The organism is Colwellia sp. MB02u-6, from assembly GCF_014077095.1.
Taxonomy (GTDB): Bacteria; Pseudomonadota; Gammaproteobacteria; order Enterobacterales; family Alteromonadaceae; genus Cognaticolwellia.
In genome coordinates, this window is record NZ_JACGVG010000015.1 from 1 (window position 1) to 16,824 (window position 16,824).

Here is a 16,824-nt window from a genome sequence, read left to right on the forward strand (position 1 = left end):
TCCACACAAATTGCATGATAACTAATTGTTAAAGAAAGCTAGTTTATCTCTGAGGAGAAAACTAACCGAAACAAAATCTCATTCGCTTTGTTTCGTTGCTGCAGGCCTTGCCTGAAGCGAGATGCATATTCTACGCAACTCTGTTTTAATGTCAACGCTTATTTCGTTTTATTTTAAAAGTTTCTTTAACTTTCAAACAACTCGTTTTATTACGTTAAGTTAATCAAATCAGCTTGAACTGCATAAGATAACCTATTAAAACAGCTCTTTGGGCTTACCCCTTGGAACTGGAGCGCATTCTAGAGATTTCTCGCTTCACGTCAACACCTAATTAGCATTAAATTGCGATTACCTGTTTGTTTGCCTTTTAATCATACAATACGATGATAAAACAAACTTATTTTATAAACTGACTGGCTTGCTCAAGCTTATTAACGCGATTTACACCTTCAATCTGTCCTGAAGAAGCCTTATCAGTGTAACGGCTATTAACAAGTATTCTGCATTTGATACCAGCATTACCAGCGGCTTGCATATCAGAGACTTTATCACCAATAAAAACACTTTCAGCTAAAGTCAGCGAAAATTCCTTTTCTGCTTGTATGATCATACCGGGCTCTGGCTTGCGACAGTTGCATGACATAACAAATTCATTTACACCTTTCGTTGGATGATGCGGACAATAGTAAACTTTAGCAATAGTTATTGCTTGCTCTGCAAACGCGTTAACCATCCATTGCGATAATGCCTCAAAGGTTGCTTGATCATAATAACCTCTAGCAATACCCGCTTGGTTAGTGATAACAAAAATTTGATAACCTTTAGCTATTGCTAATCGGCATAGCTCAAAAATACCATCAATAAACTCAAAGTCTTCAATTTTGTGTACATAGCCATGGTCGATATTGATGATGCCATCTCTATCTAGAAAAAGTGCTTTTTTCATTTTACTCTACTTATACCTGTGCTCGACTATTTACTGATGCTCGGCACTTGTACTTATATAAAAGAAAAAGACGAGATTATCTCGTCTTTTTTACTTACTGTAATTTCGATAATAGCTTATCAAAATTACATACAAAGACCGCCATCAATTTCGATAACTCGCCCAGTGAAGAATTCATTTTCAAAGATATATTTAACGGTATGGGCTATTTCATCGGCTTCACCTAAGCGCCCTACTGGCTTCATTTTTTCTAAGCGTTCACGCATTTCAGGTTTCATTGCATCTGTCATTGCGGTGTGAATAACACCGGGAGCAATAGCACCCACCCGAATGCCATGGCGACCAAGCTCTCTTGCCCAGGTAACTGTCATGGCAACTACGCCAGCTTTTGAAGCCGCATAATTGGTTTGCCCCATATTACCACCGCGGGCAATGGACGACATATTGATAATAACGCCTTTGCGCTTACCTTCTATCATATGAACCGCCGCTTCTCGACCACATAAAAATACGCCCGTTAGATTGACATCAATTACCGATTGAAATTGATCCAGTGACATTTTTTTACTCACCACGCCATCTTTAGCTTTAACAAACATACCATCACGCAATATGCCGGCATTGTTAATCAAACCATCAATACCATCAAAGTCGCTATTAATTTGACTAAAGGTTTTTTCAACATCAGCTTCATCTGTGACATTGGCAATATAGTATTTTGCACTTGAACCCGCTTCTACAACTAATTTAACCGTTTCTTGTAAAAGCGCTTCATTTAAATCAATTAACGCCAGCTTAGCGCCCTGGGTTGCTAAATTAATTGCCATCGAACGGCCTAGACCCTGTCCACCACCGGTGATTACGATGACTTTATTATTCAAATCCATTATTTTTCCTTTATCTCTATTATATTATCTAGTTGATTGGGCTAAAAAACCAATCAACTAATTTACTGTCAACATCACTAATATTTGAAAAAGACCAATTTGGATTTTTGTCTTTATCGACTAATAACGCTCTAATCCCTTCACAAGTTTCAGAATATTGACAACAACGTAAGATTAAATTTAACTCTGAGGCAAAACATTCACTTAAGCTCAGTGCTTTAGTCGTTTGTAGTTGTCTATATATAATACAAGCACTAAGAGGGCTACCCGCCTGCAATTTATTTTTTGCCTGAGTCAGCCACTTATTATCTGTTTTTACATTTAGAATCGCTGTGTGAATATCAACAATGTTATCGAAAGCCAGTAATTTGGCTATATTAGCTTCATTTGCTTTTAACTCAGAATGCAAGTGATGCTCAAAATCATTAGCAAACCCCAATAAGGTTTGATCTAGCAATTGATAATTTTTATTATTGTCTTGCCAGTGCACTGTTAATAAATGATCAAAAATATCCTTTTTAGATAAACTATCAATAGTATAATCCGACAAGCCAATATATTTAGCATCTGCGGCATTAAAAACAGCACCTGTGATGCCTAAAAATAGCCCTAGTTCACCAGGAGCTTTATTTAAAAACCAACTCGAGCCTACATCCGGGTATAAGCCTATGGTTATTTCAGGCATTGCCATCAAAGTACGCTCAGTTGTAATACGATGACTTGCACCCGCAAACAAACCTACTCCCCCTCCCATGACATAACCATCGCCCCAGATCATAATGGGCTTTCTAAAGTTATGAATTAATTGATCAAGGACATATTCTTGGCCAAAAAAGTCATGAGCGAAACCGGTTTTAATGACTTGATCATCTATCGGTATCACTAGTTCGTTTAGGTAGTGATAAAGACTAACAACATCACCCCCGGCACAAAAGGCTTTTTCACCCGCGCCTTGTAAAATAACCACAGCGATACTGTCATCTTGTTGCCAAGTCGTTAGCTGTTGAGTTAGCAATTTAATCATCGAAAGATTTAATGCATTAAGCGATTTAGGCGCATTAAGTTCTGCTATGGCTATTTTTTTATTATTTGTACAGCTTAACTCTGTAAATATCACATCACTCATTCAGTTTTGTTCCCGCTATTTCAGTGGATAATTTTGTTATTTAGTTTCGCTATATAATAAACAATTATAATGTTGCATCAATAGCCACAACGGTTCGCCCGGTAACTGTGCCATCGACATAAGCGTCGAATGCGTTAGCTAAGTCTTTAAACTCGATGGTTGTCGGAGAAATTAAAGCAAGTTTTGTTGGTTTCAAGTCAGTTGATAATCGCTGCCAGCCTTGGGTACGAACTGATATCGGCATTTCCACTGAATTGATACCCAATAAACTCACACCTCTTAAAATAAAGGGCATAACGGTCGAATCCAATTTAATGCCTCCGGCCAAGCCAATGGATGCAATATTACCCCACACGCAAGTAGTACGAGTGAGCCAAGATAAAGTATCACCACCCACATTGTCGACTGCACCGCCCCATTGGGCATTTTCTAAAGGTTTGGTGCCCATTTCAATATTATTACGATTAATTAATTGGCTTGCACCCAGTGCTTTTAAATAAGGTTCTTGTTCGATTTTACCGGTAAACGCAATCACTTCATAACCGATATTCGACAACATATTAATAGCAAAACTACCCACACCGCCTGTTGCCCCTGTCACTACAATAGGCCCGCGCTCAGGGACTTGGCCATTGTCTTCCATTCTTTGTATTGCAAGGGCCGCGGTATAACCAGCAGTACCCAAAGCCATCACATCACGTAGACTCATACCCTGGGGTAAATTAACCACGGAATCAGCTTTTACCCGGGCATACTCGGCATAACCACCATCATAAAGTTCAGATAATTGTGCCCCACAAACTAGTACTTTATCACCTGTTTGAAAACGCGAGTCTTCAGAGCTAACAACAACACCTGACAAATCAATACCACCGACCAGTGGATAGGTTCTTAAAATACGCCCTTTACCTGTGGCAGCTAATGCATCTTTATAATTAATATCGGAATAAGCAACTTTAATAACCACTTCACCATCAGTTAAGTCGTTTAAACTAATTTGCTCAAAACCACTGGTAATGGTTTTATCGTTTTTATGGATACGAAATGCAGTAAATTTTTCAGGAACTGTTGACATGATAATACCCTCTCTATTACTTATTTTAACGGCTAAGCGGAGAAGTCAGACTTAGCCGCTAATAAATAGTATTACGCTGCCTCACCTCACTTTAAACAAGATGGGCAGCAAAAATAATGCTAAAGATTTATGCCTTACCCGCTGCTGTTAATAGCTTAATGACTCTATCAGTGATTATAATTAAAGAGATTTTCTGGCATGGCCATCAAGGTTTTACTGCCGGCTTCAATCGCATGAATATGACCGTCAATTCTTGGTAGTAATCGTTCGATGAAAAAACCACCAACATAAAGTTTTGCTTGATAGAAGTCTTGCTCAGATTGGTCTGAAGCTTTTTCTGCCATCAAGGCCCACATATAGGCATAACTTACTAGACCAAATGCGGCCAAATAATCAGTAGCTGAGGCACCAACCATATTTTTATCATGCGCTTGCTCGGCAATGATCACCCCAGTAACCGCTTTTAACTTTGCTAAAGCGCCGGCCAAAGGTTGCACAAATTCCGCTAGCACTGGTTTATGAGCGTTTTTTTCAATGAATAAATTTATTTCAGTAAAATAAACCTCAAGAAATTGACCTTTATTGGCAACAACTTTACGACCCAGTAGATCAAGCGCCTGAATACCATTGGTGCCTTCATAAATTTGGGCAATGCGCACGTCACGCACCAGTTGCTCTTGGCCCCATTCACGGACATAACCGTGGCCACCAAAAACCATTTGCCCCAAGCTACAACTTTCAAAGGCCATATCGGTCATAAACGCTTTTGCCACTGGTGTTAACAGCGCAACTAACTGCTCGGCTTGTTGTACTTCGGCTTTGTCAGCAGAGAATTTAACAATGTCGAGTTGTTTAGCAACATAAGTGGAGAAACAGCGCCCCCCTTCGTTTAACGCACGCATGGTTAATAGCATTTTTCTGACATCGGGATGAACGATAAGTGAGTCTGCTTTTTTATTGACCGATTTTACACCCGTAGCACTGCGACCTTGAATACGATCAAGGGCATATTCTACCGCTTGTTGATATGAGGTTTCAGCCGCACCAACCCCCTGAATGCCCATACCTAAACGTTCATAGTTCATCATAGTGAACATGTAGTTTAAGCCTTTATTTTGCTCACCAACTAAAAAGCCTTTTGCGCTGTCAAAGTTCATCACACAGGTTGCTGAGCCTTTAATGCCCATTTTGTGTTCAATTGAACCACAACTAACGGTATTTCTAGCGCCTAAACTACCATCATCAAGTAATAAAAATTTAGGCACAACAAACATAGAAATGCCACGAGGGCCTTCCGGCGCGCCAGGTATTTTCGCCAATACTAAATGTATAATATTCTCAGTTAGGTCTTGCTCACCACCGGTAATGAATATTTTAGTGCCCGATAAGGCAAAACTGCCGTCGGATAACGCTTCAGCTTTTGCGGTCATTATGCCTAAATCGCTACCGGCATGAGGCTCGGTTAAACACATAGTGCCGGCCCACTTACCTGAATACATGTTTTCCAGATAAGTTTGCTTCATGTCTTCACTCGCGTGTGCACTCAGTGCCAAACTAGCGCCAGCGGTTAACATCGGATAAAGCGCGAATGAGATAGAAGCAGACTGAGTCATTTCTTCAACAAACGATTGCAACATTTTTGGCATACCCATACCGCCATGTTCAGGATCGCCACTCAATGCTCCCCAACCACCTTCACAATACATTTGGTACGCTTTAGCAAATCCATCAGGCGTTGTTACCTCGCCGTTAGTCCAACTAGCACCTTGTTCGTCACTATTACGATTCAAAGGCGCGATAACACCAGCGGTTAATTTTGCCCCTTCTGATAAAATCGCATCTGCGGTGTCTTGATCAATAAGTTCAGCCACTGCCGGCATGGTTGACCATAATTTTTCAGCATTAAATACTTCATGTAATAAAAACTGCATATCACGCATTGGCGCTTGATAATTACTCATCATTCATACCTATCAGGTTACTTATATAAATTGAACACGTATTACATGTTACGACGATACTGTCCACCCGCTTCAAATAATGAATTAACAATTTGTCCTAACGAACAAACCTTACAAGCATCCATCATCAATTCAAAAATATTATCCTGTTTAATAGCAGCCGTTTGTAAACGCTTAAGTAATACTTGTACTTCTGCATCATTAGCTTTATTTAAACTAGCTAGCATCTCAATTTGATAATTTTTCTCTTCTTCTGTGGCGCGAATAACTTCTTCAGGTATCACGGTTGGTGATCCTGTTGAACTGAGGAAAGTATTAACGCCAATAATTGGGTATTCACCTGAATGTTTTAAGTGTTCATAGTACATACTTTCTTCTTGAATTTTGCCACGTTGGTACATAGTTTCCATTGCGCCAAGCACACCACCACGTTCATTGATGCGATCAAATTCAGTTAATACTGCTTCTTCGACTAAGTCAGTTAATTCTTCAATAATAAAAGCCCCTTGAATTGGGTTTTCATTTTTAGAAAGTCCTAATTCACGGTTAATAATTAATTGAATGGCCATCGCACGACGAACACTGTCTTCAGTCGGCGTGGTAATCGCTTCGTCGTAAGCATTAGTATGCAAAGAGTTACAATTATCGTTTATCGCATAAAGTGCTTGTAATGTGGTACGAATATCATTGAAATCAATTTCTTGCGCATGCAATGAACGACCTGATGTTTGAATATGGTATTTCAACATTTGTGCACGAGCATTGGCGCCATATTTGTTTCTCATCGCTTTTGACCAAATACGACGAGCCACACGGCCAATAACAGCATATTCAGGGTCGATACCATTTGAGAAGAAAAACGATAAGTTAGGACCAAACTCGTTAATGTCCATACCACGGCTTAAGTAATATTCTACAAAGGTAAAACCGTTCGCTAAGGTTAACGCCAACTGAGTGATCGGGTTCGCGCCAGCTTCAGCGATATGATAGCCAGAAATAGACACTGAATAAAAGTTACGTACACCTTTATCGATGAAATACTCTTGCACATCACCCATTAAACGCAAAGCAAATTCAGTAGAGAAAATACAGGTATTTTGCGCTTGATCTTCTTTTAATATATCGGCTTGAACTGTACCGCGAACTTGCGTTAAGGTTTTCGCTTTTATCGCTTGGTAAACTTCGAGTGGTAAAACTTGATCGCCGGTTACACCTAATAGCATTAAGCCTAAACCGTCGTTGCCATCCGGTAATTCACCTTGATAGCTTGGGCGTTCACAGCCTTTGTCTTTGTAAATTTTAGCAATCGTTGCCGCCACTTCTTTTTCTAAACCATTTTTAGTGATAAAACGCTCACATTGTTGATCAATGGCGGTATTCAAGAAAAAGCCTAACAACATGGGCGCAGGACCATTAATGGTCATTGAAACTGAAGTCATGGCATGGGCTAAATCGAAACCAGAATAAAGTTTCTTCGCATCGTCTAAACAACAAATAGAGACACCCGCGTTACCAATTTTTCCGTAAATATCAGGACGAATCGCTGGATCGTTACCGTATAAGGTTACTGAATCAAACGCCGTTGATAAACGTTTCGCCGGCATACCTTTAGAAACATAATGAAAACGACGGTTAGTTCGCTCTGGGCCGCCTTCACCCGCGAACATACGTGTAGGGTCTTCGCCTTCACGTTTGAATGGGAATAAACCGGCAGTATATGGAAATTCACCTGGCACATTCTCTTGTAAATTCCACTTTAAGATATCGCCCCAACCTTGATATTTAGGCATACTAATTTTTGGAATATCGCTGCCCGATAATGATTTTGAATGCGTCGCTATCGATAGTTCTTTATCACGAACTTTGAATTTAAATTCGGGGTCTTTATAACGTTGAACTTTGGCAGCCCATTGCTCAAGTAATACTTTGTTTTTAGGATCTAAATCTAGCTCTACATGAGCATATAAGGCTTCAAGCTGTGTCACTAAATCAGTAGAAACCTCTGTGTCAGTGTCTTTTGCCGTTGCAATCGCTTGATGAATACCATAAAGCTTTTGGGCAACGGTTGTTTGCTTTTCAACCCAAGCGTCATAACCGCGGTTATTTTCAGATATTTCAGATAAATAACGAATACGATTACCTGGAATAACGCTACTTTTATTAGCTAATGTTCCTTCAGTAGACAAAATATCGCCTACCACTAAGCCAACTTGAGTGTTTAACGCCGTGATCACCGCGTTATATAACTCGGTCATGCCACGGTCGTTAAATTGTGACGCGATGGTGCCGTAAACAGGTACTTCATCATCACCGGCTTCAAACATGCCACGGTTACGTTTATATTGTTTTTTCACATCACGTAAAGCATCAAGAGCGCCACGTTTATCAAATTTATTTAAGGCAATAATGTCAGCAAAATCGAGCATGTCGATTTTTTCTAGTTGTGTTGCCGCGCCGTATTCTGGTGTCATGACATATAAAGAGACATCAGAATGCTCTTCAATTTCGGTATCTGACTGGCCAATACCTGAAGTTTCTAAAATAATTAAATCAAAATCGGTCGCTTTTAAGATATCTAATGTGTCATGAACATACACAGACAAGGCTAAGTTTGATTGACGTGTTGCTAACGAGCGCATATAAACTCGGTCATTATTCACCGCGTTCATTCGAATACGGTCACCTAATAATGCGCCACCCGTTTTACGTTTAGACGGGTCAACTGACACAATAGCAATTTTACTGTCATTACTGGCCATTAAAAAGCGTCGAATAAGTTCATCAACTAATGATGATTTACCTGCACCACCGGTACCGGTAATACCCAATACTGGGGTTTTACTGACAGCGGCAATCTTACGAATTTTATCAAGGTTACTTTTATTTTCTGCTGGTGCGTTTTCTGCGGCTGAAATCAAGCGCGCAATAGCTTGTTTTTTATCTTGCAGTGGCACGTCTTTCTTTAAATTAGCGACATCGTCTTTTTTAACATTAACGCCAGTTTTAAAATCACAGCGTTCTAACATGTCGTCAATCATACCTAACAAGCCTAATGCACGACCGTCATCTGGCGAGTAAATACGAGTAATGCCGTAATCTTGTAGCATTTTAATTTCGTCAGGTAATATCACGCCGCCGCCGCCACCAACAATACGAATATGCTCGCAACCGCGTTCTTTTAATAGGTCATACATATACTTAAAATATTCATTATGACCGCCTTGATAAGAGGTCATGGCAATCGCGTTGGCGTCTTCTTGAATAGCGGTATTAACCACTTCTTCAACACTGCGGTCATGGCCAAGATGAATAACTTCTGCACCACTTGATTGTAAAATTCGGCGCATAATATTAATAGCGGCGTCGTGACCATCAAACAAAGAGGCCGCGGTAACAATACGGATTTTGTTTTTTAACTGATATCTTGGTGTATTCATCTCATACTCTCTTATGTATCAAAATTTTTTTCACAATGATTTTTTCACCCTCGGTTCAAGCCGTTGTAATGAAAAAACTCGCCATCATGAAACAATAATTATTTTAGTCATCAAGACTTAAAAGTGCTAAAGCACTAGTTTTGGTCGTAAAAGTTGATCATGTAAACTTAATAGTAAAATTAGACCACACTAAAAATGTAATTAACATTGATTTTATTGTCAATTTAATGGACTATATTGTGATTAGACCAGCTAACATAAATCTTTAACTCGATAGGATAATATGGCAAATATCAAGCTTAATACATCAGCCGACATTCGCTTATTCATCCCAGTTTTTTTATTACAAAAGTTATCAAAGCATCGCTTAACTGACGGTTTATATCCCGTTTCATTAGGCATCACACAAGCAAATAACAACTATAAATTACAACAAGAAAACAACCAATGCCATACCTTGATTTACTGCTTGTCGGGGGCGGGTAAATTAGCTTACCAAGGTAAAGAGAGAGTTATAGAACGTGGCGATCTTGTTATTATCAATCCTAATGCCGCATTTACTTTTACCCTTAATAAAACTCATGGTTCAGTAAAAAGTCACAACCAAAGTGATAAACAACTGACCAGTCGTGACAGCAAATCAGCTGACAATATTGTCTATTGGATTAATTTTACCGGCACATTAGCACAAGACTTTGCAGAGCGACTGTTAATGAAAATGGACAGTGGCAAAGCACATGTGGGTGTATTGAAAACTATTGTTAGCGACTTTGATCATTTACTAGCATTGGGTGCTCGAGGTTATACTGCGACAAACGTTATTCACGCCGTGCATACTTTGCAACAAGCTTTGAGTTTTCTTGCCCTGCAATTGCGTTTAACCATGTTTAATAATAGCTCAAGTTTTGATTTGGAAGCGGTGGAGGCGTTAATGCGCAACAGTTTACACCAAGAGCTAAGCCTAGATACGCTAGCGCATTATAGCCAACTATCAAAATTTCACTTCGCAAAAAAATTCAAAGAATTAACCGATAGCTCGCCTATTCAGCATTTTATTAATATGAAAATTCAACATGCCTGTTTACAGCTAGATAATAGCGATATTGCGATTAAAGACATTGCTAGCGACTTAGGCTATAGCGACCCTTATTATTTTTCGCGCTTGTTTAAAAAGTTAGTGGGTATTTCACCAAAGCAATATCGTGATTCTCGTCATAGTTCATTAGCGCCTTAGCGCCTTAGCGCAGGTATAATAGCTATTAACTGCCCTGTTGATTAACTAAATTACATGATAAAAATATGGTGATACTTAAGCATAAATTGTAGTAGCTCAAACTTGATCTTACGCCTTTAAATGCCAGAGTTTAACTAAACCTGTTAGACAAAAAAAAGCGTTGCGGTCATTTGATCGAAGCGTCAATTGATCCGCTAGTATTCTTGCTGTGTCGCATTCTTTTATTTAAGTAAGTGATGAAGCTTACACAAGTTAATAGGGCTTCCCAAAAGAAACTCAAAATTTATGCCGGTGTGATGTTAATCGCGTCAGTGGTATAAGTGTCTACTATCAATGCACCAGCGACCTCAACATCATCCTTGAATACTTCCCTTCACAAGCCTCAATCATGCAAACATAAACGTATACTGCGGCTAAAAATACCATTGATCTCGTGGAGATGAAAAGCCTTCCTTAATGGTGATGCTACGGTATATGATAATCCCTTTGCTAATGGGGAAGCTATCACACTGATCCATGCCTATAATTACAAATCGCTAGAATGACTCAGCATAATATGCAAAAAAAAACATTTACCTAATTGGCAAATGCTTTTTGACGGTTGTAGACAACATTGAGTTACAAAGGGTTATTCAGGCATGCCGTCGTCAATGATTAATTTTAATAAAAAACTTACTTATACAGATTGTTTATTAAATCGACGTGATGCTAAACCAATTATTCCGAATGCAAAAATAGCAAGTGTAGATGGTTCTGGTACATCAAATGTTACGTTAGATATTTCAAGTATATTAGCGCCCAATATTGAGTCAGTGCTACTATTTCCCCAACCAAATGACGTACCGCTTAATCTTGAAAAACTTGAAGTACCCATGCCAACACTACCCGAGAAATCAGCACCTGAAGCAACAGTAACTGGTCCACCAGCTGCGCCATGAAAACGAATTGACGAACAACAAGCATCAAAACTTGTGTCATATGACCAGTCAAAAGAGACAAAAAAATCAGTTAAGGCTACTGTAAGGAAGGTAACTTCTGTATTGCTCCCGCTTGAGTTAGGTTCAATCAGACTAACGGTAAGTGGGCTGTTGGATAAATCTACAGACCCTCCTTGGCTGTTATCTACAACCCAATTTGATACTTCATAATCATCAGTAAAATCAGATATTAAATTTTCGTGTGCAGTGGAGATACAAAACAAACCACTGACGAAGAAAATAATTCCGGTAAATAGTTAACTATGTAAATCACGTTATAATGACTGCTCTTGAACCAAATGTGGAAGTTGAACTTAATGATGATTCGCTCCCGCTCTTGTCACACTTTAAGTTTATGACTTATCTCTGTTCATCAGTAAAGCCATATCGCGGGCATATAGTTGTGATTGGCGTATATCCAAATCATTACTCGACGATTTTTCACCACCGGTCGGCAATTCAATATGAAATTGTACGGCATTTTTTATATTGACATTTTTTATATTGCCACCATGATTTTTAATAATGGTTTTAGCTAAACTTAATCCAATACCTAGACCTTGATTGCTAGATCTCTCTTTATCACCGCCACCTATGAAGGGTTCAAATAATGTATTTTTTACTTTTGGTGAAATCCCTCGTCCAAAATCACGAATCGTTATATGGGCAAAATGACTACTTTGCTTAAGCTGCAAATGAATTTCACTGCCCTTATGGCTATGTTCAATACTGTTTTGCACACATTCTGTAATGGCACGTTGTAGCCAGCCAAAACTACCGTATAAATTGCCAATAATCTCGCCTTTTTGCTTGAGTCGAATAACAATATTTTTACTTGCGATCATTTCGCTAAGTGAGTTAATGGCGCTACGAGTCACTTCAACCAAGCTTATACGTTCTTTGTTACGCATGGGGTCATCACCATAAGTTTCGGACAACTCAAGCAGTTTTTTCATTTTGCTTGTTACTTCTTTAGCACTGTTAATGGTTAATTCAATCAGAGAATCAAGATTTTTTTCCTTGATTTCGTCTGTGTTAAGCCGCTCAGAAAGAAAAAATGCTCCCTCTGTAAAGGCTTGCATAGGGGTACGTAATTCATGATTAATTAGTTTAAACATATTATCTTGTAGTCCCTCATACTTTACTCTTTCAAGCTCCTTTCTAATATATAGACAAAACATATTTTCATCATGAAAGATAACCGTATGGTTATTGTTTTCAACCTGCCCAATGCCATTTAACTTTATGTCTTTTACTTGCTCTAGTTCACTCGTGTGCATTTCAGCTACGGCTTCCATAACACGGTTATTGGCTATTTGATTGCCAACAACAACACCTTCAAAACCTAATTTTTTTAAATTACTAAAAAATACTTTACCTGTTATATCAAACATCACAATGCCATCATTAAGTTGGGATAAAAGTTTCACAAATAATTTATTCATAGTGATTAACTACCCAACAGTGTTTTACATTGCTGTTTGACGATTTTTTCAATTTCATCAAATGGAATGGGTTTAGTGAAAATAGGTATCCCTGCCGGTAAGCCACCTTTCTGAGTAATCTCTGCTTTTGATAATCCTGATACCGCCATAACCACCATGTCGTTAAATTCTTCCATTTTGACCAGGCTTTTTAACATATGAATACCATTTACATTTGGCATTTGAATATCGGTAATAACAATATCAGGCTTCCATGCACCTATTTGTATTAAGCCCTGAAAACCATCGCTAGCCGTTTGTAAAATAATAGGTAATTTCCAACCTTCAATAGTCATTTTATACAACATAATTAAATCAGGCTCATCTTCTATCACTAAAATACGTACTGATTTTTTCTCGACAGCAGCGTTATTCTCTTGTTTAAGTTCAGCCTTAAGCGCTTCAATATCCTCTAGATTAAAGCGCCTGTGTCCACCTACTGTCTTCCAAGCCTTTAATATCCCTGAGTCTGACCAAAGCTGAATCGTACGTGTTGTTACCTCTAACAAACTAGCTGCTTGTTTTGAGGTACAGTGTTTCACTTTTAAATGAGTGACTTGCTGCATTCAATCTTGCTCCCTTCTGTTTATTCTGAATTTTCCGTATTTTCCGTATATATAAAATGTATACTAAGCACTGACAAGAGTCAACTTTTAAGAGTAACCTATGGTTAAAACAACCCAAGATTGTGTTACTCAGATTTCGCTGCTATCAGATTTTTTTGTGTTCTCTGTCGCTGATAAAAAACTGTTAATTTATAACAGTTTTGTTGGTGAGGGAATCTACTTTATAGGAAAAAAAACAGCCAAATATAAAAATTACAGGCTCAAATAAAGCTTAATTTCCCTTATTAATTCTATCGCGTTCATTAATAATGTCGTTACTCACAGAGAAAAAAGCTTTAACAACATTGGGATCAAAATGAGTGCCGCTGCCTTCTTTCACCATAGCAAGTGCTTTTTCATCAGAGAATGCCGGGCGATAACATCTATCCATGGTTAGGGCATCAAAAAAATCTGCCAAAGCAACAATGCGAGCACTTAAAGGAATTTGCTCACCCTGTAAATTTAAGGGGTATCCACTACCGTCAAATTTCTCATGGTGTGCTAAAGCAACTTCTTCCGCCATTTGTAAGACAGGAACGTCTGAGCCACTTAAAATATTAGCGCCATACTCGGGGTGCTTACGCATTAATACCCATTCTGCTTCAGTTAATTTACCCGGTTTTTTCAAGATATCATCAGGTATACCTATTTTTCCTATATCGTGCATAGGACTAGCTTGCTCAAGTAGATAACAAAATTTTTCATCTTGGCCACAAGCACACGCGATCATTGAAGAAAAACGGCTCATTCTAAGGATGTGAGCGCCGGTATCGTCATCTTTAAATTCTGCCGCTGTCGCTAAACGTCTTATGGTATCAAGATGAGATGATTCAAGCGCTTGATATGATTTTTCTTTCTGCGCCATCAAAATCATAAAATCCTGATTGAATCGCTCTAATTGTTTATAGGCAGCATTTTTTTCATTTTCATTCATTGCCGCTATATCGCGCTCAACAAGTAGTTTTTGAATGTCTTGTGCATAACAAAAAAGCTGAGCTTGTAAGTCTTCTTTTTCTGTCTCCATAACTTTAACAACGTCCCAGACAAGATTTATGTCTGTCGACCTTGCAGCAAGTTTTTTAACAAGCGAATCCATTTCATTACCAATAAAATGATTAACTGACATTTGATTATTCTCTATTAGACATATTTATAGTTAAATTAATGCAATATTAACTTTTTGTATTAATTCCAATGGGCTGAAGGGTTTAATAAGGTAGCTGTCTGCCCCAACACGTTCTCCTTCATCAAGGTCAGATTTTTGCCCTCGTGCTGTTAACAACATCACATATGGAATTTTTACACTACTGTCTTGTTTTAGTTGTTCACAGACCTGATAACCATCAAGTTCACCAGGCATCATTACATCTAGAATAACTAAGTCGGGTTGGATCACTTTTGCTAAAGCCAATGCACGTTGGCCATCTTCTGCTTCATGTAATTCATAATCACCAAAATCAAGCGTCATTCGGATTAATTTTCTTAATTCACCTTGATCGTCAACAATTAAAATTCTTTTTTGACTCATGGTTCATTCCTCATCATATTAACTGCTAACGATAGGTAACCATACAGTTACTAACATTCCTGCACCGATGTCACTAACAAAGTCAACATCGCCATCATGGATCGAGACTATTTCTTTAACTAGTGACACACCTAAGCCAGTACCAGGTGTTACACCTGAGTCGTCTGCCCGGTAAAAACGTTCTCCAATACGAGAAAGTTGTTGTGGTGTCATGCCTATGCCTTTATCAATAATACTGATACCAAAATGCCTAATTCCGTTTTGTTCTCTTTCGCTTGTTTGCAACAATACATTTTCATTTTCAGGAGAATATTTAAAACTATTACTTAATAAATTGTTAAACACTTGCCGTATTTTATCAATATCACAAGATATTATTGGCCAAAGACCTGTTGATTGAATATCAACTTTGCGTCCCTTAAATGCTCCTTCCACTTCATCACATGACTGTTTTATAAGTTTTTCAAGTGAATGATTATGCATATAGAAATCTTTACCCGCTCTTGCCTCGATACGTGACAAATCAAGTAACTCATCTAATAGTTTTTTTAGATTTTGTGACTGACGATGAATAGTTTCAAAAATTTCAGATGACGTTTTTTTATCATAGTCACGATTCATTAGTAATTCAGAAAATCCATATATACTGGCTAATGGTGTACGAAGCTCATGAGCAGCTGTTGATAAAAAATCACTTTTCATTTTATCAACTTCTTTTTCATGGGTTATATCTCTAAAATAGAGTACTTGTCCTTCTTTTTCGCCCGTCAAACCATACATTATTATTTGCTTACAATTAATAATACGTAATTTAGGACGTGAAAGATAAATGGTATACTCACAGTCTTCATTACGAATAATGTTGGTTTCTTTCATGAAATCTGAATTATATAAACTTGCCATCGCGTCACTAAAAATCGCAGTACTTTTACCGATGAATTTTTCTTCTGTAAACCCCGTCATATTTAACAAAGCAGGGTTAATGTAAATAATATTATTATCAACATTCTCTAATACAAATCCATCTGGACTTAACGTTAATATACTGTCTAATTCGCGTGTTCGCTCTTTGACTTTTTTTTCTAAAGATTCTGAGAATAATTTATTTAGTGAAAGTTTATTATTCAAGGTATCTAATTCTTTTATTTTTTCATGCTCTCGTAGGGCAAAAGTGTAATAAGTGTTGAGGCGATGCAAAAGTTTTTCTTCATCGATTGGTTTAACAATATAATCTATCGTTCCTAGTTCTCTGGCTCTCTGAAAAAAAGCATCTTCTTTGTGATGTGCACTAACAAACATAACGGGAATATTTGCTGTTTTTTTTCTCAGTCTTATAATGGAAACAAATTCAAATCCGTCCATATTTGGCATTTGAACATCACACAAAATCAGATCAACAGCTTGCTGGTCTATGTAACTCAGCGCTTCAATAGCGCTAGAAATACCCTTTATTTTAAAATTTAAATTTTTTTCTAAAACAGTAGTAAGTGCAAAAATATTTTGTTCAATGTCATCAATAATTAGTATTTTAAATTTTTCCATTGAGTAATCTACCTTAATTGTT

At 38.0% G+C, this 16,824-nt stretch carries 13 protein-coding genes; 1 reads left to right on the forward strand and 12 read right to left on the reverse strand.

From position 1 onward, the window contains the following. Positions 1–397: 397 nt before the first annotated feature. The 6 genes from gmhB to H4J46_RS00300 all read right to left on the reverse strand — a co-directional run bounded on the left by gmhB (position 398) and on the right by H4J46_RS00300 (position 9,432). Entirely contained in the window at positions 398–946 is a 549-nt protein-coding gene (gmhB, locus tag H4J46_RS00275; protein WP_182231607.1) for a D-glycero-beta-D-manno-heptose 1,7-bisphosphate 7-phosphatase, read from the reverse strand. 125 nt (positions 947–1,071) lie between these two features. Continuing rightward, positions 1,072–1,833: an SDR family oxidoreductase gene (locus H4J46_RS00280; protein ID WP_182136412.1), complete on the reverse strand. Its 762-nt coding sequence runs from the start codon at positions 1,831–1,833 to the stop codon at positions 1,072–1,074. Positions 1,834–1,861: 28 nt separating this feature from the next. Then, a complete protein-coding gene (locus H4J46_RS00285; RefSeq protein ID WP_182231608.1) occupies positions 1,862–2,959 on the reverse strand; it encodes an enoyl-CoA hydratase/isomerase family protein in 1,098 nt (365 codons plus the stop codon). Positions 2,960–3,023: 64 nt separating this feature from the next. Beyond that, positions 3,024–4,034 carry an oxidoreductase gene (locus tag H4J46_RS00290; RefSeq protein ID WP_182231609.1) on the reverse strand — a complete coding sequence of 337 codons (1,011 nt, stop codon included), beginning with the start codon at positions 4,032–4,034 and terminating at the stop codon, positions 3,024–3,026. 167 nt (positions 4,035–4,201) lie between these two features. Then, positions 4,202–5,995, reverse strand: coding sequence for an acyl-CoA dehydrogenase C-terminal domain-containing protein (locus tag H4J46_RS00295; protein WP_182231610.1), 1,794 nt, complete (start codon positions 5,993–5,995; stop codon positions 4,202–4,204). A 41-nt stretch (positions 5,996–6,036) separates the two neighbouring features. Beyond that, entirely contained in the window at positions 6,037–9,432 is a 3,396-nt protein-coding gene (locus H4J46_RS00300) for a methylmalonyl-CoA mutase family protein (protein ID WP_182231611.1), read from the reverse strand. Between the two features lie 283 nt (positions 9,433–9,715). Here H4J46_RS00300 and H4J46_RS00305 point away from each other — a divergent pair, with 283 nt between their 5' ends. Further along, positions 9,716–10,666, forward strand: a complete 951-nt coding sequence (locus tag H4J46_RS00305; RefSeq protein ID WP_182231612.1) for an AraC family transcriptional regulator — start codon at positions 9,716–9,718, stop codon at positions 10,664–10,666. A gap of 676 nt (positions 10,667–11,342) precedes the next feature. On the opposite strand, the gene H4J46_RS16970 is transcribed toward H4J46_RS00305, so the two are convergent. From H4J46_RS16970 to H4J46_RS00335, 6 genes are all read right to left on the reverse strand, one after another. Further along, positions 11,343–11,867, reverse strand: coding sequence for a PEP-CTERM sorting domain-containing protein (locus tag H4J46_RS16970; protein ID WP_259365614.1), 525 nt, complete (start codon positions 11,865–11,867; stop codon positions 11,343–11,345). Positions 11,868–11,996: 129 nt separating this feature from the next. Beyond that, entirely contained in the window at positions 11,997–13,088 is a 1,092-nt protein-coding gene (locus tag H4J46_RS00315) for a sensor histidine kinase KdpD (protein ID WP_182231613.1), read from the reverse strand. Positions 13,089–13,093: 5 nt separating this feature from the next. Next, on the reverse strand, positions 13,094–13,693 hold the full coding sequence (locus H4J46_RS00320; protein WP_182231614.1) for a response regulator: 600 nt from the start codon (positions 13,691–13,693) through the stop codon (positions 13,094–13,096). A gap of 271 nt (positions 13,694–13,964) precedes the next feature. Further along, positions 13,965–14,858, reverse strand: a complete 894-nt coding sequence (locus H4J46_RS00325) for an HD-GYP domain-containing protein (RefSeq protein WP_182231615.1) — start codon at positions 14,856–14,858, stop codon at positions 13,965–13,967. Between the two features lie 30 nt (positions 14,859–14,888). Continuing rightward, positions 14,889–15,260, reverse strand: a complete 372-nt coding sequence (locus tag H4J46_RS00330; protein ID WP_182231616.1) for a PleD family two-component system response regulator — start codon at positions 15,258–15,260, stop codon at positions 14,889–14,891. An 18-nt stretch (positions 15,261–15,278) separates the two neighbouring features. Then, positions 15,279–16,802: a response regulator gene (locus H4J46_RS00335; RefSeq protein ID WP_182231617.1), complete on the reverse strand. Its 1,524-nt coding sequence runs from the start codon at positions 16,800–16,802 to the stop codon at positions 15,279–15,281. Between the last annotated feature and the right edge of the window lie 22 nt (positions 16,803–16,824).

Excerpts from the sequence above, each read along its gene's own strand:
- gmhB (WP_182231607.1), bottom strand. The coding sequence starts at position 946 with ATGAAAAAAGCACTTTTTCTAGATAGAGATGGCATCATCAATATCGAC.
- H4J46_RS00280 (WP_182136412.1), bottom strand. The coding sequence starts at position 1,833 with ATGGATTTGAATAATAAAGTCATCGTAATCACCGGTGGTGGACAGGGT.
- H4J46_RS00285 (WP_182231608.1), bottom strand. The coding sequence starts at position 2,959 with ATGAGTGATGTGATATTTACAGAGTTAAGCTGTACAAATAATAAAAAA.
- H4J46_RS00290 (WP_182231609.1), bottom strand. The coding sequence starts at position 4,034 with ATGTCAACAGTTCCTGAAAAATTTACTGCATTTCGTATCCATAAAAAC.
- H4J46_RS00295 (WP_182231610.1), bottom strand. The coding sequence starts at position 5,995 with ATGAGTAATTATCAAGCGCCAATGCGTGATATGCAGTTTTTATTACAT.
- H4J46_RS00300 (WP_182231611.1), bottom strand. The coding sequence starts at position 9,432 with ATGAATACACCAAGATATCAGTTAAAAAACAAAATCCGTATTGTTACC.
- H4J46_RS00305 (WP_182231612.1), top strand. The coding sequence starts at position 9,716 with ATGGCAAATATCAAGCTTAATACATCAGCCGACATTCGCTTATTCATC.
- H4J46_RS00315 (WP_182231613.1), bottom strand. The coding sequence starts at position 13,088 with ATGAATAAATTATTTGTGAAACTTTTATCCCAACTTAATGATGGCATT.
- H4J46_RS00320 (WP_182231614.1), bottom strand. The coding sequence starts at position 13,693 with ATGCAGCAAGTCACTCATTTAAAAGTGAAACACTGTACCTCAAAACAA.
- H4J46_RS00325 (WP_182231615.1), bottom strand. The coding sequence starts at position 14,858 with ATGTCAGTTAATCATTTTATTGGTAATGAAATGGATTCGCTTGTTAAA.
- H4J46_RS00330 (WP_182231616.1), bottom strand. The coding sequence starts at position 15,260 with ATGAGTCAAAAAAGAATTTTAATTGTTGACGATCAAGGTGAATTAAGA.
- H4J46_RS00335 (WP_182231617.1), bottom strand. The coding sequence starts at position 16,802 with ATGGAAAAATTTAAAATACTAATTATTGATGACATTGAACAAAATATT.